At 57.9% G+C, this 18,476-nt stretch carries 18 protein-coding genes and 1 other RNA gene; 12 read left to right on the top strand and 7 right to left on the bottom strand.

What is annotated here, in order from left to right; genetic code table 11:
• Positions 1 to 45: 45 nt before the first annotated feature.
• From zapE to AS89_RS0110300, 8 genes are all read left to right on the top strand, one after another.
• Positions 46 to 1,137, top strand: a complete 1,092-nt coding sequence (zapE, locus tag AS89_RS0110265) for a cell division protein ZapE (protein ID WP_010132510.1) — start codon at positions 46 to 48, stop codon at positions 1,135 to 1,137.
• Between the two features lie 180 nt (positions 1,138 to 1,317).
• Entirely contained in the window at positions 1,318 to 1,746 is a 429-nt protein-coding gene (gene rplM, locus AS89_RS0110270) for a 50S ribosomal protein L13 (protein ID WP_010132512.1), read from the top strand.
• Between the two features lie 14 nt (positions 1,747 to 1,760).
• Entirely contained in the window at positions 1,761 to 2,153 is a 393-nt protein-coding gene (gene rpsI, locus AS89_RS0110275) for a 30S ribosomal protein S9 (protein WP_010132513.1), read from the top strand.
• Positions 2,154 to 2,651: 498 nt separating this feature from the next.
• Complete coding sequence (gene petA / locus AS89_RS0110280) at positions 2,652 to 3,251, top strand: ubiquinol-cytochrome c reductase iron-sulfur subunit (RefSeq protein ID WP_010132514.1); 600 nt, start codon at positions 2,652 to 2,654, stop codon at positions 3,249 to 3,251.
• Positions 3,248 to 5,449: a ubiquinol-cytochrome c reductase gene (locus AS89_RS0110285; RefSeq protein WP_010132515.1), complete on the top strand. Its 2,202-nt coding sequence runs from the start codon at positions 3,248 to 3,250 to the stop codon at positions 5,447 to 5,449. The genes petA and AS89_RS0110285 overlap by 4 nt, the downstream gene beginning before the upstream one ends.
• Positions 5,450 to 5,574: 125 nt before the next feature.
• Positions 5,575 to 6,204, top strand: a complete 630-nt coding sequence (locus AS89_RS0110290) for a glutathione S-transferase N-terminal domain-containing protein (protein WP_010132516.1) — start codon at positions 5,575 to 5,577, stop codon at positions 6,202 to 6,204.
• Positions 6,205 to 6,227: 23 nt separating this feature from the next.
• A complete protein-coding gene (locus tag AS89_RS0110295) occupies positions 6,228 to 6,620 on the top strand; it encodes a ClpXP protease specificity-enhancing factor (RefSeq protein ID WP_010132517.1) in 393 nt (130 codons plus the stop codon).
• Positions 6,621 to 6,833: 213 nt separating this feature from the next.
• Complete coding sequence (locus AS89_RS0110300) at positions 6,834 to 7,448, top strand: Yip1 family protein (protein WP_010132518.1); 615 nt, start codon at positions 6,834 to 6,836, stop codon at positions 7,446 to 7,448.
• A 96-nt stretch (positions 7,449 to 7,544) separates the two neighbouring features.
• Here AS89_RS0110300 and AS89_RS0110305 read toward each other — a convergent pair whose 3' ends face one another.
• Together AS89_RS0110305 and AS89_RS0110310 are read right to left on the bottom strand one after the other, a co-directional pair.
• Positions 7,545 to 9,575 (bottom strand): M48 family metallopeptidase, encoded by a 2,031-nt coding sequence (locus AS89_RS0110305; RefSeq protein ID WP_010132519.1) that lies wholly within the window; start codon positions 9,573 to 9,575, stop codon positions 7,545 to 7,547.
• A gap of 17 nt (positions 9,576 to 9,592) precedes the next feature.
• Complete coding sequence (locus AS89_RS0110310; RefSeq protein ID WP_010132520.1) at positions 9,593 to 10,189, bottom strand: LemA family protein; 597 nt, start codon at positions 10,187 to 10,189, stop codon at positions 9,593 to 9,595.
• Positions 10,190 to 10,470: 281 nt separating this feature from the next.
• Here AS89_RS0110310 and AS89_RS0110315 point away from each other — a divergent pair, with 281 nt between their 5' ends.
• Positions 10,471 to 11,661, top strand: coding sequence for an acetyl-CoA C-acyltransferase (locus AS89_RS0110315; protein WP_010132521.1), 1,191 nt, complete (start codon positions 10,471 to 10,473; stop codon positions 11,659 to 11,661).
• 79 nt (positions 11,662 to 11,740) lie between these two features.
• Here the strand turns inward: AS89_RS0110315 and AS89_RS0110320 are convergent, their stop codons facing one another.
• The 4 genes from AS89_RS0110320 to AS89_RS0110335 all read right to left on the bottom strand — a co-directional run bounded on the left by AS89_RS0110320 (position 11,741) and on the right by AS89_RS0110335 (position 15,260).
• The gene (locus AS89_RS0110320) at positions 11,741 to 12,340 is read right to left on the bottom strand and encodes a BON domain-containing protein (RefSeq protein WP_010132522.1); all 600 of its coding nucleotides are present in this window, start codon (positions 12,338 to 12,340) and stop codon (positions 11,741 to 11,743) included.
• Between the two features lie 3 nt (positions 12,341 to 12,343).
• The gene (locus AS89_RS0110325; protein ID WP_010132524.1) at positions 12,344 to 12,937 is read right to left on the bottom strand and encodes an SIS domain-containing protein; all 594 of its coding nucleotides are present in this window, start codon (positions 12,935 to 12,937) and stop codon (positions 12,344 to 12,346) included.
• Between the two features lie 31 nt (positions 12,938 to 12,968).
• A complete protein-coding gene (locus tag AS89_RS0110330; RefSeq protein ID WP_010132525.1) occupies positions 12,969 to 13,328 on the bottom strand; it encodes a YraN family protein in 360 nt (119 codons plus the stop codon).
• Between the two features lie 69 nt (positions 13,329 to 13,397).
• Positions 13,398 to 15,260: a penicillin-binding protein activator gene (locus AS89_RS0110335; protein ID WP_010132526.1), complete on the bottom strand. Its 1,863-nt coding sequence runs from the start codon at positions 15,258 to 15,260 to the stop codon at positions 13,398 to 13,400.
• 35 nt (positions 15,261 to 15,295) lie between these two features.
• On the opposite strand from AS89_RS0110335, the gene rsmI reads away from it, so the two are divergent.
• The gene (gene rsmI, locus AS89_RS0110340; RefSeq protein WP_010132527.1) at positions 15,296 to 16,138 is read left to right on the top strand and encodes a 16S rRNA (cytidine(1402)-2'-O)-methyltransferase; all 843 of its coding nucleotides are present in this window, start codon (positions 15,296 to 15,298) and stop codon (positions 16,136 to 16,138) included.
• A 74-nt stretch (positions 16,139 to 16,212) separates the two neighbouring features.
• An RNA gene (rnpB, locus tag AS89_RS18210) (RNase P RNA component class A) lies at positions 16,213 to 16,591 on the top strand.
• Between the two features lie 138 nt (positions 16,592 to 16,729).
• Here the strand turns inward: rnpB and AS89_RS0110345 are convergent.
• Entirely contained in the window at positions 16,730 to 17,404 is a 675-nt protein-coding gene (locus tag AS89_RS0110345) for a phosphoadenosine phosphosulfate reductase domain-containing protein (RefSeq protein WP_010132528.1), read from the bottom strand.
• Positions 17,405 to 18,023: 619 nt separating this feature from the next.
• Between AS89_RS0110345 and mraZ the strand changes: the two genes are divergently transcribed.
• Complete coding sequence (mraZ, locus tag AS89_RS0110350; protein WP_010132529.1) at positions 18,024 to 18,467, top strand: division/cell wall cluster transcriptional repressor MraZ; 444 nt, start codon at positions 18,024 to 18,026, stop codon at positions 18,465 to 18,467.
• Positions 18,468 to 18,476: the final 9 nt, after the last annotated feature.

The raw sequence follows: 18,476 nt of genomic DNA on the forward strand, positions 1-18,476 counted from the left end.
CAGCATCAGACTGCCTCATCAGCGTCTTCGCGGCGCCTATCTCCCATGGAGCGTTACCAGCGCGACCTACAGCGTCCCGATTTTGTCGCAGATCCTGCGCAGAAGGCTGCGGTGGAGGAGTTACAGGATTTATATGAGCGTCTGATTGCGGGTGCGCAAGAGTGTGGTTTGATCGCGCGGGTGCGTCGCCTGTGGCGCGGGACGCAAGCGCCAGAGAAGGGCTTGTACTTCTGGGGTGGTGTCGGCCGCGGTAAGACCTACCTGATGGACGCCTTTTATGAGTCGCTACCCTTCGAGCGTAAGCAGCGCACCCACTTTCACCGCTTCATGCGCGAGGTTCACCGCCAGTTAAAGTCCCTGGCGGGGCAAAAGAACCCACTGGAAAAGGTGGCGGATCGTATTGCGGAGCGCGCGCGCGTGCTGTGTTTTGACGAGTTTTTTGTGTCAGACATTACCGATGCAATGATCCTTGCCAATCTGCTGCAGGAGCTGTTCCAGCGCGGAGTTACCCTGGTGGCAACCTCCAATATCGTGCCCGAGGGCCTATATCGCGACGGCCTGCAGCGTGCGCGCTTCCTGCCTGCGATTGATTTACTGCTGGCGCATACCAAGGTCGTCAATGTGGATAACGGGGTGGACTATCGTTTGCGCGCCCTGGAAATGGCCGAGCTGTACCACAGCCCGCTGGATAACGATGCGGATGCCAGCCTGGCGCGCTCCTTTAATAGCCTGATTGTGGAAGGGGCTGAGGTGCGCGAGCAGGTCACCCTGGATATCGAGGGGCGTCCTATTGTTGCTGTGCGTATCGCCGATGATGTGGCGTGGTTTGAGTTTGCCGAATTGTGCGACGGGCCGCGCTCCCAGAATGACTACATCGAGCTGGCGCGTGAGTTTCATACGGTGCTGCTGGCGAATATCCCGCAGTTCAATGAGCGTACCGAGAGTCAGGCGCGGCGCTTTATCAATTTGATCGATGAGTTTTATGACCGTGGCGTCAACCTGGTGGTGTCGGCGGCGGAGCCCATTGAGCGTCTTTACGGCGGGCGTCAGCTGCGCTTTGAATTTGAGCGCACGGTGAGTCGCTTGCAGGAGATGCAATCCCGCGAGTATCTGGCGCAGCCGCACCGTGCGGAATAGGTGTTCTCTCCTTATATAGCGAACGGCGCAGGGAGGGGTTGTGAGGGTGTCTGGAGCGAGACGGGCTGTTCACAAGTTGCTCAATTTTGTGCTTGAAAACCCCATGGCGCTTATGTAGTATTCGCGCTCTTTTCGTGGGACGGCCCCCATTTCGGGAGCCATATACAGGTGTTTTATAACATGAAGACTTACAGTGCCAAGCCAGAAGCGGTCACTCGCGACTGGTACATTGTTGACGCTGCGGACAAGACTCTCGGCCGTATTTCCGCCGAGATCGCCCACCGCCTGCGCGGCAAGCACAAGCCTGAATATACGCCCCACGTGGACACCGGTGACTACATCGTAGTAATCAACGCCGAAAAGGTCCGCGTGACCGGCAATAAGGCCAAAGACAAGATCTACCACAGCCACTCCGGCTACCCTGGTGGTCTTAAATCCATCAGCTTTGAGAAGCTGATCGACAAGGCGCCTGAGCGCACTATCCAAAGTGCTGTGAAAGGCATGCTCCCTAAGGGCCCACTGGGTCGCGCCATGTTCAAGAAATTGAAGGTGTACAAGGGTAGCGAACATCCTCATGCGGCCCAGCAGCCGATTGAACTGTCGATCTAAACGGAATCATTCTCATGGCAACTACTCAATACTACGGTACCGGCCGCCGCAAGACCTCCACCGCTCGCGTATTTATCGCGCAGGGTGAAGGTAAAATCAGCGTTAACGGTCGTACCCTGGACGAATACTTCGGCCGCGAAGTGGCGCGCATGATCGTGCGTCAGCCGCTGGAAATGGTCGATATGGTCGAGAAATTCGACATCAATGTAACTGTGAAGGGCGGCGGTTCCTTCGGTCAGGCGGGCGCTATCCGTCACGGCCTGACCCGCGCTCTGATGCAGTATGACGAGTCTCTGCGTCAGCCGCTGCGTGCAGCTGGTTACGTAACTCGCGACGCTCGTGCAGTTGAGCGTAAGAAAGTCGGTCTGCGCAAAGCGCGTAAGAAGCCGCAATTCTCCAAGCGTTAAGCGAGAATTACTTTTTTCTGGCCCGGCTTATGCCGGGCTTTTTTTTGTTCGCGTTTTTGTGATTGTGTCGATTGGGTGCTGGCTGCTGGGCAAAAAGTCGCCAGTTGGCCGCGGGATTACCGACGTTCGCCGAGGTATTCACCTTGTATCAAATTGGCATTTTCTTTAACATTGCGCGAATTTCTATCCGCTTGCACCTGGGGTTTGGCCATTTTGTCTTATGGTCGAGCAGGCGGGCCAGTTGTAGGGGAGTTTCTGTTTTAAGTCTCTGATTATGTGACGGTAGGACATTTATCGTCACACGGGCGCTCTGTTCTCTCTGGTTTTCGGCCATTGGAGCTGTATCGTCACTGCCAACGCGCGGGCTACCCTGATTTACCTGCGTGCCGTGGTGTTTTGGATTCTTGACAGACATTTTCCGGAATTTTGGGTTTGGGCCAGTCAGTCTCGAGCTTGCATATGGCAGGTTACGGGGCGCTGTGATGGGAGATCTACGTCATGAGTGATGACGGTGTAAATGTGGGGCGTCGTCGATTCCTGACTGCCGCTACCTCCGTTGTGGGTGGTGCCGGGGCAGTAGGGGTCGCTGTACCTTTTGTCGCCTCCTGGAATCCGAGTGCCAAGGCTAAGGCCGCCGGCGCACCAGTTAAGTACAACATTGCCAAGCTGGAGCCGGGCCAGATGGTCACCGTTGAGTGGCGCGGTAAGCCTGTCTATGTGGTGCGTCGTACCCAGGAAGTTCTGGATAACCTGACGAAGGTTGATCCGTTCCTGCGTGATCCTGAGTCTCAGGAATCTTCCCAGCCGACGTATGTTGATCCGGAAAATCGTGCCATCAAGCCACAGATTCTGGTGCTTGTCGGTCTCTGTACGCACCTGGGCTGTGCGCCCATGTACCGCCCGGAAGTTGGCACTGCCGACCTCGGCGGTGATCAGTGGCAGGGTGGTTTCTTCTGTGCCTGTCACGGCTCCAAGTATGACCTGGCTGGCCGTGTTTATACCGGTGTTCCGGCTCCGCTGAATATGGAAGTACCTCCCTATTCCTACGATGGGGATGACGTAATCGTAATTGGCGTAGATCAGGAGGGCGCTGCATGAACTGGCTAACCGCACTTGGCGACTGGGTTGACCAGCGACTGCCGATCTACCGCGCGTGGGATACCCATATGGGTAAGTACTACGCGCCCAAGAACTTTAACCTGTGGTATTTCTTTGGCGTGCTCTCCATGCTGGTTCTGGTGAACCAGCTGGTGACCGGTATCTGGCTGGTGATGAGCTATGCCCCCACCGCCGAAGACGCATTCGCGTCCGTTGAATACATCATGCGTGATGTAGAAATGGGGTGGATCATTCGCTATCTGCACTCCACCGGTGCCTCCGCATTCTTCGTGGTGGTCTACCTGCACATGTTCCGCGCGCTAATGTATGGCTCCTACAAGCCACCGCGCGAGCTGGTGTGGATCTTCGGTATGTGTATCTACCTGGTGCTAATGGCGGAAGCCTTCATGGGCTACGTACTGCCCTGGGGACAGATGTCCTACTGGGGTGCCCAGGTAATCGTATCCCTGTTCGGCGCTATTCCGGGCATTGGTGAAGATCTGGTTCAGTGGATTCGTGGTGACTACCTGATTTCAGGCATTACCCTGACGCGCTTCTTCTCCCTGCATGTGATCGCACTGCCGCTGGTACTGGTGCTGCTGGTGGTGCTGCATATTCTGGCGCTGCACGAAGTCGGTTCCAATAACCCGGACGGCATCGATATCAAGAAGCACAAAGATGAAAACGGTGTGCCCCTGGACGGCGTTGCCTTCCATCCGTACTACACCGTGCACGACCTGGTGGGTATTGCAGTATTCCTGTTTGCCTTCTGTGTTGTTGTGTTCTTCTTCCCGGAAATGGGTGGTTTCTTCCTTGAATACGCGAACTTTGAGGAAGCCAACCCACTGAAGACACCTGAGCATATTGCACCGGTTTGGTACTTTACGCCGTTCTACGCAGTACTGCGTGCGGTAACCATCGATATCGGCCCGCTGACAGCGAAGTTCCTCGGCCTGGTGGCCATGGGCGCAGCCATTGCGATCCTGTTTGTGTTGCCATGGCTGGATAAGAGCCCGGTGCGCTCCATTCGCTACAAAGGTTGGCTGCCGAAGGTTCTGCTGCTGGTATTCGCGGCGATCTTCATCATCCTGGGTTACCTGGGTGTGAAATCTCCGACCCCTGGGCGTAACTTCCTGGCTCAGGTAGCAACCCTGTTCTACTTCGCCTTCTTCGTAACCATGCCGATCTGGACCAACCCCACCAGCCGCAAGGGCATGCTGTCGTGGATTGTCAGTGGTGCATTTGGCTTTATGTTCCTGTGGATGGCGGTGGCGAACTGGGGCGCGAGCTTGTTCGTCGGCTTCCTGTCCCTGCTGTTTGCCGTGTTCTTCGGAATTCTGCCCTGGTTGACCGACCGCGACGTGGTGCACCCGGAGCCTGAGCGTGTTACCAGCCCGTCTGGTGCCAAGACGTTCATTATTCTGTTTGCCGGTATTATCGCGGTACTGCTGCTGACCTTTATCCCGATCAAGGCGGTAGGCGCAGAGAGCAAGGTTGAGCTGGATTACATCAAGACCGACCTGACTGACAAGCCGTCTCTGCAGCGTGGTGCCAAGTACTTTGTGAACTATTGCATGGGGTGTCACAGCGCCAACTTTTCCCGCTGGGAGCGTGTGGCAACAGACCTGGATATCCCAAACGAACTGATGCTCGCAAACCTGGTGCTGGGTGACGCAAAAATTGGTGATCTGATGGAGATCTCCATGAAACCAGACGATTCCAAAGTCTGGTTCGGCGCCACTCCTCCCGATCTGACGCTGGTGGCGCGCGCCCGTTCGCCAGAATGGCTATACACTTACCTGCGCAGCTTCTATAAAGATGACAGCCGTCCGCTGGGTGTAAACAACAAGGTTTTCCCTAACGTTGGTATGCCGCACGTGCTGATGGAGCTGCAAGGTTTGCCCGAATGTGCCCCCGGCCCGCAGCGCGACCACGGCAAAGTTGTACGCGATGAAATGGGCAACCCGATCATGGATGCCGATTGTGGCAGCCTGCGGGTGGGCGATGTAAAAGGCTCAATGGATGAAGTGCAGTATGACCAGGCGGTGTACGACCTGGTGAACTTCATGGAGTACATTGCTGAGCCGATGGCAGAAACCCGCAAGCGCATTGGTTTCTACGTGCTGGCCTTTATTCTGGTGTTCTTCATTTTCGCTTGGTTGCTTAACCGCGAGTACTGGAAAGACGTACACCACTGAGGTTAGGCCTGAGAGTTTTTCGGGTGGTGGGCCGCCGCATTGCCGGCATTAGCTCACCACCCGTTTTCTATTTTTGAATGTTTCGGCCGGACCTGCTCCGGTCAGTAGATTGAGGTAGTTCCATAATGGGTGTGCCGACCAACAAGCGCTCCTCCATGACCTTCTTTTCCGACGGTCGTTGTCACTTCAGCCACCGTGTGCGCATTGTGCTTGCGGAAAAAGGTGTTTCTGTCGAAATCATCGACGTAGATCCCGATGACAAGCCGGCAGAGCTTGCCGACCTCAACCCCTACAACTCACTGCCGACGCTGGTTGACCGTGACCTGGTGCTGTTTGAGACCAAGGTTATGATGGAATACCTCGATGAGCGCTTCCCGCATCCGCCGCTGTTGCCGGTATACCCGGTAGCCCGTGCACAGAGCCGCCAGATCATGCATCGCATCGAGCGCGACTGGTGTCCGCTGGTGGATAAGATCCTGGCCGGCGGTAAGGACGTTGCTGCCGCCCGCAAGGACTTGCGTGACAGCCTGGTAGGTATCGCGCCGATGTTCACCGATCTGCCGTACTTCTTTAATGAAGAGTTCTCTTTGGTGGATTGCTGCATGGCACCACTGCTGTGGCGTCTCGACCAGCTTGAGGTTGCGTTGCCGAAGACCAAGCAGGCCAAGCCACTGCTGGACTACATGGATCGCCTGTTCGCTCGCGAAGCCTTCCAGCAAAGCTTGACCGAGTTTGAGCGCGAAATGCGCGCCTGAGGTGCTGATTGAATAAGCCGCCGATGACGTCCAACCGCCCGTATCTGTTGCGGGCGTTTTACGAGTGGATAACCGATAACAAGTGCACCCCATATCTGTTGGTGGACACCCACCTGGACGGGGTGCTGGTTCCCCAGCAACACGTCAATGAAGATGGCCAGATCGTGCTGAATGTGTCGGAAACCGCGGTGGTTGGCCTCACCATGGATAACTACGCTATCCGCTTTAATGCGCGCTTCGGCGGTGTGCCTACGGATATCCAGGTACCCGTCGGTGCGGTGGTGGGGATCTATGCCCGCGAAAATGGCCAGGGTATGGTATTCGAGCCGGAAGAGACCCCGGAACCACCAGAGCCCACACCGCCCACCACGCTGAAAAAGCCGGTGAAAAAGCCCGCACTGCGCGTGGTGAAGTGACCCTCCTCGGGTGCCCCTGCCCGAGGGGCACCTGTTGGCGTCATTGTTTGGCGCCATATTTAACCAAAGCACCGTCTTTGGCCCGCCGATACGCTGCGTAACTCTTCTTAAGTCCTTTTGGCGTAAAAATTGACGCCGTAATCCTGTTCTTCATTGGTGAATTCGCTGGCACCTTCCGATACTGCTATCAAGCCGTGTATAGGAGGAGAGCAAGTGAGACTACTGAGCCATACCATAGGAATATTCACCAACCCGGATAAGGAGTGGCAGGCTATCCGGTCCGACAAGCACTCGTTTGTGCAGGTGTTTTTGAGCCATGTACCCATTCTGGCGCTGATACCGGTTGTGTCCGCCTATATCGGGGTGACCCAGGTCGGCTTCTCTGTGGGCGACAATGTGCAAAAGCTCACACCTGGCAGTGCGCTCACCCTCGCCATCATCACGTATTTCTCCCTGCTATTCGGCGTTTATATCTTTGGCGAATTTATCAATTGGATGGCGAAAAGCTTTAAGGTGGAAGGTGACGAGGAGACCCGCCACTACGAGGGCACGGCACTTGCGGTCTTTGTGACAACGCCCATCTTCCTGGTTGGCTTTATCGGGCTCTACCCGAACCTGTGGTTGAATGCGGCGGTTACGCTGGCAGCCACCGCCTACTCGGTATATCTCATTTACGAGGGCATACCGATCCTGATGAACATCGATAAAGAGCGCGCGTTTGTTTACGCGTCGTCGGTGATTACGGTGGGCTTGGTGCTGCTGGTAACGGTGCGGATTGGTACCGTTATTCTGTGGAGTATGGGGATTGGCCCCGTGTATCAAAATTAGTGAACCTCAACCCGGTTGAGGTTCACTTGCGAGCCGGTATGAGAGCATATGGACGTGTAGACACAGCGAGCATGCCGGCTGTTGCCGCTGATAGGTTTAAGCGGTTTCTTCCATTGCCGCGGTTGGGCTGAGTGCCTGCCCGCGGTCGCTCAAGGCCAGCGGCGGCATCGGGCAGTCCAGGCAGTCCGCGATAGCGCGCAACAAATCAACCTCGCGTCCATCGACGATGCCATCATGGCTCATGGTTGTCGCCAGTGCCTTAAGAAGCGCAGGTTTCCGCAGGGCGGGGGTGTCCCGGGCGATGGCTACCGCCTTGTCCAGCCTCTGCAGTGTCATGTCCGCGCGTGCGGGCAGTGCCACCAAGTTCAATCCCAACTGTCGCACGCCGGTTTCAAAGGCCCGCTTGGCCGCCAGGTAATCCTCACAGTCCGCGTGTGCCATGGTCGCCAGCAAGAACTGGTGCGCATCAACGAGGGCCTTGCTGCTTGTTTTGCGCGCGTTGAGCGTGCGATGCCGATCGGGGTTCTGCTCCAGGCCATGCATAAGCACGCGATAGAGTGCCCACTCCCAGATCTCGATCTTGCCATCGGCGCGCAGTAGCTTGATGACGTTGCGCTTGAAGATCTGAAACTGCTGTGCGGCCAGAGACTTCAGGGCCGGAATACACAGGTCCAGCAGTGGCAAGCGCAGGTGCGTTCCAATCCCCATCAGCTCACCGTTCAGCTTTTTAAACTCACGCAGCACAGCCGGGTGTGCGATCTTGGCGAGCAATTCAAGCTGCGTCACACGGTGTTTTGATGCCTCTTCACTGTCAATCAGCAAACCGTAGACCAGTGCGCGCGCCGCAAAGGGATCACGCGCTGCTGCCTGCAATGACGCAGGTATTTCTGCAAGCAACACCTTGCCCTGCGCGCATTGCTGGTATGAGGGATTGGCGATATTGTTATCCACCACCTCGACAATGTCCTCAAGCTTAGCCTGGTAAGGATTACCTGCAGGGGCGGCATTCGTGGTCGATGCGTTGATCGGGTCGCTTGCGCTGTGCGAGTTGTGCATCTGCGAGACCGCAGCCGTGTCTGAACCTGCCATGGCGGCGATGGCGCTTTCATTGGTGTAACCACTTGTTTGCCACTGTGGGTCGAGGCGTGAAATACGCGCATCGAGGGGAGGGTGCGTGGCGAATAGCCCGCCAAAGCGCGCCCTCAGTCCGCTGGCGAAGTACATGTGGCTAAATTCACTGGCATTGGCCGCTTGTAGGTTTGAACCCGACGTATGTTGGGCAATTTTTTTCAGCGCGCCGGCAATGCCCTGTTTATTGCGGGTAAATTGCACCGCTGACGCGTCTGCCAGGTATTCCCGCTGACGGCTCACCGCAGATTTGATCAGGTTGCCAAAAAAAGTACCTGTGTAGCCAATGACGACCAGCCCCATCCCGGCCGCAAATAGCGGCGCGCGACCGCGGCTGCTGCGCCGGCCCCCCAGGTAGCTACCGCGAAGCAGCCAGCTGCCCACCAGACCGATAATCAGAATGCCGTGTAGCAGCCCCACAATGCGAATGTTGAGGCGCATGTCGCCGTTAAAGATATGGCTGAATTCGTGTGCCACAACGCCCTGTAACTCGTCGCGGTCGAGCTGTTCGATGCAGCCGCGGGTCAGGCCAATGACGGCATCGCTCGGCGCATAACCGGCGGCGAACGCATTAATCGCAGTGTCTTCAAGGATGTAGACGTCCGGTACGGGGGTACCGGAAGCGAGGGCCATCTCTTCAACCACATTTAGCGCGCGTTGCTCTGCCAGGCCAGAGGGCGATGTGTTGATTTTGCGCCCACCGAGGGATTCGGCAACGGCGCGGCCCCCGCCCGCCAGCTGGCGCAGTCGAAACAGGCTGGCCAGGCCGATGATGGCGGTGATGGTAACAGCGATCCCGGCGACGGTCTCCCAGCCCAGGTGGCTGAGGATACCGGTAAGCGATGTATCTACCGCGGGATTGCGCAGGTCCGAGTAGCTGGTAACAAAGGCAACGAACACCGTGGTGATTGCCACTAGCCCGATCACCGCTGCGCAAAATAGGGCGAGTAGCACGCCGCTGTTGCGCCGCGCCTTGTCCTGATATTCAAAAAAGTTCATTGGTGCTTAGCCCTGAATTAGAACTCGACGCGGGGCGCCGCCTGGAACACCTCAGAATCGGCAAACTCCAGTAGCTTGCCATTCTCCCGGTGGCCGAAAAACCCGGCAAAGAACACCGGCGGGAAGCTCTGGCGGAAAATGTTGTATGCGGTCACGCCGTCATTAAATGCCTGGCGGGCAAAGGACACTTTGTTTTCCGTGCTGGTCAGCTCTTCCATGACTTGCTGTACGGTCTGGTTTGCCTTGAGGTCGGGGTAGGCCTCCATTACCACATTGAGCCGCCCCAGGGCGTTGCTGAGCATTCCTTCGGCGTTACCGAGATCGGCAATCGCAGCGGCGTTGCCGGGATTACTGGCGGCAGCCTGAAGGCCGGCGAGGGCAGTATTGCGTGCGGAGATAACGGCTTCGAGGGTTTCGCGCTCATGTTTCAGGTATGCCTTGGCCGACTCCACCAGGTTGGGGATCAGGTCGTAGCGACGCTTCAGTTGCACCTCAATCTGCGCAAACGCATTTTCATAGCGGTTTTTCAGAGACACCAAATTGTTGTAGATGCTGATGATGTAAAACACGACGGCAGCGGTAGCAACCAGCCATACGATGGTAGAAATTTCCATAGAGCTCGAATTTCCCTGTAAGTGAGTGCCTGGCGGCGTGTGAGGCCACAGGATTTCGGGTGGTACGCGAAGTCTGCTGGAAGTCAGTGGATTCGGTCATTGGGATTGATCCGTATCGGTTTATTCCAGCGCCGAGCTCGATACTACCATGGACCGTACAACGAAAGGCGGATAGCCCGCGCACCGCGGTGCTGGGGTATAATCCGCCACCAAATTGCGTTTCTCCGCAATATTGGTCAGCCTTGCCGGGTAATTCCCGCTAGATTCGGAGTGAAATCAGTATGAGCGAGCATGTTAAGGACCCCGTGGTCATCGTCGGTATCTCACGCACCCCTATGGGCGCCATGCAGGGAGCGCTTTCTGGCCTCAGTGCCCCTGAGCTGGGCGCAGTTGCGATTCGCGGTGCGCTCGCCGATGCCGGTGTCGATGCCGCAGACGTCGACGAAGTACTGATGGGGTGCGTGCTGCCCGCGGGTGTCGGTCAGGCACCAGCACGCCAGGCGTCCCTGGGTGCAGGCATTCCCCAGAGCACCCCGACCACCACGGTGAACAAAGTGTGCGGTTCTGGCATGAAGACCGTGATGATGGCGCGCGACGCCCTGTTTGCCGGTGATGCAAAGGTCGTTGTTGCTGGTGGTATGGAGAGCATGAGCAATGCGCCCTACATGCTGCCCAAGGCACGCGGCGGTATGCGTCTGGGCCACGGTCAGGTGCTCGACCACATGTTTGTGGACGGGCTTGAAAACGCCGCCGATGGCCAGTTGATGGGCAATTTCGCGGAAAATACCGCGGACAAGTACAGCTTCTCCCGTGAAGAGCAAGACGAATTCGCCATTGAGTCCCTGGCGCGCGCCAATGCGGCGATCGAGTCGGGCGCATTTGAGCGCGAGATTAGCCCGGTAACCGTACGCAGCCGCAAGGGCGAGCTAGAAGTGAGTGTGGATGAAGCGCCCGGCAGTGCGCGTCCCGACAAGATTCCGGCACTGCGCCCAGCGTTTCGCAAGGACGGTACCGTAACCGCGGCGAACGCCAGCTCTATTTCCGATGGCGCCGCAGCACTGGTACTGATGCGTGAGAGCGAAGCCAAGGCCCGCGGTATCAAGGTGCTCGCGGTATTGCGTGGTCAGACCCAGTTTGCCCATGCCCCGGAGTGGTTCACCACCGCACCAGTCTCCGCCATGGCGAACCTGCTGGAAAAAACCGGCTGGAGCAGCACTGATGTTGACCTGTTCGAGATCAATGAGGCATTCGCGGTCGTGACCATGGCGGCGATGAAGGACCTGGACCTGCCACGCGCGAAGGTGAACGTGAATGGCGGTGCCTGTGCACTGGGCCACCCGCTGGGTGCCAGTGGTGCCCGGGTGATCGTTACCCTGCTGGCGGCGCTGGAAAATCGCGACCTGAAGAAGGGCGTAGCCAGCCTGTGTATCGGCGGCGGCGAAGCGACAGCCGTGGCGATCGAACGCCCCTGATCCAGCGGCACGAGCGCATGGTTCGAGCATAAAAAAACGGAGGCCTTGGCCTCCGTTTTTTTATCTGGGAAAAGTGTAGTCAGTCGATGTATTCCACCGCTTTTACCACTTTTTGCACACCGCCCACGGTGCGGGTTTTCTGCGCGGCATTTTCCGCTTCCTGGCGGGTCAGCAGGCCCATCAGGTAAACTACGCCGTTCTCGGTAACAACCTTGATGCGCCCGCTGTCAATTTCCTTGTCGGTCATCAGCGCGCCTTTCACCTTGGTGGTGAGCCAGGTGTCGCTGGTACGAGCCAGTACCGACGTGGTGCCGCGTACCTGAATTTCGTTATACACCTGGCGCACCGAATGCACCTGCTGTGCCGTTTGCCCGGCCAGGTTGCGCAGGTCATTGCTGGTGACCTGTCCGGTCAGCAGGACCACACCGTTAAAGCTGGTAACGTCGATATTGGATTCCTTCAGCTCCGGATGCGCTTTGCGCAGGTTGACCTTGGTGATGGTCTCCAGTTGCTGGTCATCAATGTAGGTGCCAAAGCTGCGCTCACCCGGATCAGGCTGAATAGGCCCGTCATGGGTGGCGTCCAGCACGGTCGCACAGCCGCCCAGCAGGGCCAGCACGCCGCCACCAACAAGCATTTTAAGAGTTGCGGAAAATGTTTTTTTCGCGCTCGATCGCATGGATTACTCCTCGAATCCGCCAAACAGACTGCTGTCGATCAAATCGCACAGACAGAAAAGTATTAATAATTGGACCTGGTGCACCTCTGCAGCAACCGCCGACGGTACCCGCAGTTCAATATCGTGTACGTCCAACAGTGCGGTGCAATCACCATCGGACTCGCCACCGGTCAGCGCCAGTACCCCCATATCGCGGTCGTGCGCGGCGCGGATGGCTTGCACCAGGTTGGAATCCTGGCCGTCAGTGCTGACGATCACCAGCAAATCACCGGGCTGCCCCAGCGCGCGAATCTGGCGCGCGTAAGATTCGGCCCGGCCGTGGTTGCCGGCCACGGTACCGGTGGTTACCGCATCGCCATTCAGTGCAATAGCCGGCAGCCCCGGTCGCTCGCGTTCAAAGCCACCCATTAATTGGGCAGAAAAGCTTTGCGCGAGCGCGCCACTGAGACCGTTGCCACAGATCAGGAGCTTATTTTCGGCCAGCAGGGTATGCACGATCATTTCGCTGGCTTCGGCAATGTAGGGTGCCAAAAGTTCACCGGCATTCATGGTGGCTTCAATGCTGCGGTGAAACAGGGTTACCACTCTCTGTTCCATGTACTGTGTGTATTCCTGTGAGTGAGACTATTTATTGCCCGAAGGCATTTTGTATCCAGTCAATGTTGAGTGGTTCATCACCGACGCCGCGCTCGATCGTCACAACGTCGAAACGGCAGGGGCAATCCAATCTGCGTAATTGCAGGTAGCCGTTGGCCGTGGTCAGTAATTTTCGCTGTTTTCGATAGTCAATGGAAAGCCCGGCGCCACCAAAAGTCCGGTTGCGCCGGTAGCGCACCTCGACAAACACCAGGGTATTACCATCCCGTGCGATCAAATCAATTTCGCCGAAGCGCCCGCGAAAGTTGCGCTCCACGATACGCAGGCCCGCGGCAATCAGGTGCCGCTCGGCCTGCGCTTCCATCTGGTTGCCGATACTGGTGGTGTCCATGAAATTCCCTTTCGATGGATGTCGGTGGATGTGTGTCAGCGAGCGCCCATTAACCCTCAGCTCTAATCCTCAGTTCTGCGTAATGGGTACCGGCGCTCCCCTATTGATGCGCGCCCAGATCTGCTCGCGCACAATGCGACCGTCCCCACTCAGGCTGAGTGCGCCAGTCAGTCCGTATACCTGTTGGTCCGGAAACTGGCGCAGCATCGGCAGGCGCGGGTACAGGCGGAACGCATCGGCGCCCAGCGCATACAGGCGGGCAAAGGCCGGTGCGGGCGCTGCCTGCTTGACGATGTTCTGCTTGGTTTCGTTATCGTCCTCAAACAGCCACGGCAGTGCGGTAAAGCGCACGCCGTTGAGGTCTCGGTCCCGCTGGCGGTCGATATTGCCGGCAAAGATCTGTGAAGTGGAGTAAACCGGTAGTTCGCCGGCATAGAAGAACGACAGCATTGGTTTAATCTGGCGCGCCTGCTGGGGCTGTGCCAGTACAAACAGCATGTCGACATCGCCGCGGCGGCGCGGGGTGAACTTGAGCGGGGTCGACAGGGCACTGCGCAGGGCGCGCTCACGCTCTTTGCTCTCAGGAATCAGCAGGGCATCGCTCACCAGCTGCGAGAAGTTGGAATTATCCCGGTAGTTGCGGCTGACGCTCACCGTGCCGCCGAGGCGGTTCCACTCTTCGGTGAATGCGGTGAGTCCGCGCTGGCCCCAGCCCGATTCGGGGGCCAGGATCATGGCCTGGCGATGGCCCTGGCGGAAAGCCTGTTGGGCGACCTGGCGCGCTTCATCTTCGATCGCGAGGCCAAATTGCACCAAGTCGTCGCTCAAGCGGCCCTCATCGCCGTAGTTCAGGGCGAGGGTAGCCACCGGCAGCTTCTCAGTGGCGAGTAGATTGGCCACCTTGCTCTTGTCGAGGGGGCCAACGATCGCCTGGGCACCGCCGTTGACGGCGGCCTGGTAAATCTCTTCGAAGGGCTGTTCGGTACCGGTGTCATACACCTGCACCTGCGGTGTGGGCGCACCGGCGTCCAGCGCGCTGTAGTAGGCCGCCATAAATCCATCGCGAATGGCGCGGCCGGCGGAACCCAGCGGGCCGGACAGTGGCAGCAGCAAGGCGACATTTTGTGCCGGTTGCGCGGCCAGTTGCTCCAGTAGCTGCAGGGCCTGCGGCGGGTGGCTGACCGCGGGGTGGGTCGGCCACTGCTGGCGCCAGCGGCTCAGCTCGGTCAGCTGGGTACTGATATCGGCCTGGGTGTCGCGGCCGATCAGTGCCAGCTGGTACCAGGCGCGCATCTGCGGTGACAGGCTTTCGTCGGCGCGCGCGCGCAGTTCGGCGGAGGGCAGCTGGGTCAGTAGCTGCCACAGGCCATCGTTGTTGGTTGTGGTTGCCTGGTCGTCCAGGGGCAGGCCGGAGATGCGCTGTCGCTCCTGGATGCCGCTGTCGATATCGCCCATCAGGCCCCACAGGTCCGCGCGCAGGTTGCGCAGCGGCAGGGCGGTGGCGGCCGGGATCTCAAACCAGGACTGTTCCAGTCGGGGTGCGCTTACCAGGTCCAGAGCGGTGAAAAATTCGTCGTCCGCCGCCAGCGCGCTACCGTAGACTTGCGCGTACTGGGCGTATTCCGCGTTGGTCAGCTGTTCCGGGTCGATACTGCTGGCGGTCTGCAGAACCGTCGCGTTATCGCCCAATCCGTATAGAATGGCGGCCGCCTGCAGCTGTGCCTGGTCCTTTTGCGGCGAAGGCAGCTGGCGCGCCTCGCTCAGCAGGCGAATGGCGCTCTGGCGGTTGGCGGTTTCCGCGTCGCTGGGCGCGGCGGCAACCGGGGTGCCGGGCTGGGTACTGGGTGTCTGGCAGCCGGCCAGGGCCAGCGCCAGAGTGCCTGCAGCCAGGCTATTCAACAGGAAGGGGATGCGCCGGGAAAGGGCGGACATATTCTTCTCCCACAAAACTTATTCTGGAGTGAACTATGGGGCTTGATACAGCGGTGCTATATATCGTCGCGACGCCCATTGGCAATTTGGCTGATATGGTACCGCGAGCCGTTGAAGTTCTACAATCCGCTGATTTGGTGGCGGCGGAAGACACCCGTCACAGTCAGAGACTTTTTTCCCATTTTTCCATCGATACCCCCCTGGTTGCGTACCATGACCACTCGGACGATCAGCGTACCAACAATATTCTCGAGCGTCTGGCGCAAGGGCAGACGGTGGCACTTATTTCCGATGCCGGTACCCCGCTGATCTCTGACCCCGGCTACCGGCTGGTGCGCGATGCCCGTGAACAGGGTTTTCAGGTGGTTCCCATTCCCGGGCCCTGCGCCTTTGTTGCCGCACTGTCCGCTGCCGGGTTGCCCAGCGACCGCTTCTCCTTCGAGGGGTTTCTGCCAGCGAAATCGCAGGCGCGGGCCAAGGCGCTGGGTGCCCTGGCCGGAGAAACGCGCACCATGGTGTTCTATGAAGCGCCCCACCGGGTGCTGGATACCCTTGAGGCCATGGCGGAAAGCTTTGGCGGCGAGCGCGAGGCGGTGATCGCGCGCGAGCTGACCAAGGCCTTTGAGACGATCCAGTTGCTGCCGCTTGCCGAGCTGGTGGAGTGGGTGCGCGCAGACAGTAACCAGCAGCGGGGCGAGATCGTGCTGCTGGTGCGGGGCGCTGTGGAATCAAAAACCGCGGAGCTGGATGCGGAGTCAGAGCGGGTGATGAAGTTGCTGCTGGCCGAGCTGCCCCCCAAGCGCGCTGCGGCGCTGGCGGCGGAGATCACCGGCGTAAACAAAAAGGCGCTGTACAACTGGTCACTGGCACAGAAATAGCGAAACTCGGGTATTGGGCGCCCGCCCGCGAATTTGTCTTGCATCCCGCACCCCCGGTCTTTAACCTTCGCGCCCGAGTCAGCCAGACAATCGCTGTTCGATCGCCCTCGGGTGGTTGGGCGGAGGAAAGTCCGGGCTCCATAGGGTGGGACGCCAGGTAACGCCTGGGGGGCGCGAGCCTACGGAAAGTGCCGCAGAGAGTAGACCGCCGATGGCCTGTTCGCAGGCACAGGTAAGGGTGAAAGGGTGCGGTAAGAGCGCACCGCGCGGCTGGTAACAGTCCGCGGCACGGTAAACCCCGTTCGGAGCAAGACCAAATAGGCCCCCTTTAGCCTTGTGCTAGCAGGTGTGACCCGCACTGGGGGCGGGTAGGTCGCTTGAGGTGTCTGGTGACAGGCATCCCAGATGAATGATTGTCCGCGACAGAACCCGGCTTATCGGCTGACTCACCAAATTCCATGCTGCCTTGCCCGTCGGAGTTCACTTCGACAGGGGCAGCCAGCTAGCCTATCTAAATCTTGCCTATCTAAATATCGCTAATTGGTGGCCCCTGGGCGGGCCACTGTTTGTGCGGGCGGGTGGGGCAAGGCGTTACTTTTGCAGTAACAACCCACACTCGCGGTGCTCCTCGCCCTTGGTCGGGTCGAAGTACACATCATTATCCGGCAGATCATTCTCGTACACGTACTCTTCCACATCAATTTCCTTGAGGTGGAACATGGGGGCTACGCGAATGGTGCCGTGGTTACCCTTGGTAAACACGTCCAAACCCTTGCGGTGTGCGTTTTGATCGTGACGGATGCCATTCAGCCACACGTCCGGCTTCAGCTCTTCCATGGCGCGGTTAAACGGTTCCAGCTTTACCGTGCGCGAGAAGAAATCGTGCTCCGGAGTGTCCAGTGGCGGAATGCCGCCGTACACCGCGTTGTAATGCGCCGCAGACATCTTGGGTGAGTAGGTGTACAGATTCAGGTCCAGAAGCTTGATGACCTTCTCGATGTGGCGGTAGGTTTCCGGCGTGTTATAGCCGTGATCCACCCAGATAACCGGGATGTCCGGCTTGGCGCGGGTTACCAGGTGGAGAAATGCAATGGCCAGGGGGCGGAAATTGGTGAAGACCACAGGGTTTTGCGCCTCGGCGATGGTGAACTCCATGATTTCACTGGGCTTGCTGTCTTTGAAGCGCTGGTTGAGAGCGTCCAGGTCGGCACCGTGATGGAAGGTGCGGGCGGCGCTTTGCGTGCTCAGTCCTGCTGAAAGGCCCATGCTGAAAAATTCCTGCTGAAAATTGGATATGGCAAAGCTACAGCGACTTATCCGGTATTAAAAATAATAAAAGCTGATTTTTATATGCCCCTACGTTCTATTGGCTTGGCTGGTACTGTGTCACTGGTGCGGGCGGGCCGGCGCTGAATCCGTGGGTGAGTCGATAGCTGGCGGAAAATTCGCCATTCGGCGTCAAAATCCTCTTTAACTATTCCCCGTATCCTCAAGAGAGGTTAGCGTCCACTCACGTCGGTGATTTCTGATGCCTGTCATGGCGCTCTGGCACGAAGTTAAAGTGGTTTGTTAGGTTGGCAAAGTAAGTGCTTGCTTTGCAGATCTTTTGTTCCCCCTTGTGGGCGCCTGAAATGTGACCACTTCGCCTGTAGGCCGCGAAATTACTGGGCCCTTTCTCGTTTTCTCCCCTCTATTTCCTTGACTTTGCTTCACTCAGATTTATAGTGTCGTAGGTGGAGAAAAGTGGAAAATTGTGGGTGATTGTGGAGTTCAGGTGGATGTGAGTGGTTGTTTACTCAGATTTGCCAGCCGTTCAGCGCCATCCAACCACTTTTTTGATTAATAACTGTGCACTCAACACGAGAAACCGAGCAGCGGCAGATTCATGTATCTGGGTAGCCACGCAATCAATATGGATGCCAAGGGGCGTCTGGCGATTCCGGCGCGAGTAAGAGACTCGCTGCTGGAGGATTGTGATGGTCGTCTGGTTGTGACGGCGCATACGGAAGAGCGCTGTTTACTCGTCTATCCTGATGCACAGTGGCGCGAAATTCTTCCAAAGATTGAGGCGCTGTCCAGTTTCAACAAAGTGGCGCGGCGCGCCCAGCGACTATTGATCGGATATGCCTGTGAATTACAGGTCGACGCCAATGGCCGGGTGCTGATTCCGCCCACCCTGCGCGAGTACGCCGGGCTTGAGAAAAAGCTGATGCTAGTGGGGCAGGGCAAGAAACTGGAGTTGTGGAGCGAAGACCGCTGGATGCATTGGCTCGACGACAGCGAAGGGGATGGTGAGATGCCCGAAGAGATGGCCTCGCTTTCCCTGTAATCGAATTTA

The sequence above is a fragment of the Microbulbifer agarilyticus S89 genome (assembly GCF_000220505.1).
Taxonomy (GTDB): Bacteria; Pseudomonadota; Gammaproteobacteria; order Pseudomonadales; family Cellvibrionaceae; genus Microbulbifer; species Microbulbifer agarilyticus_B.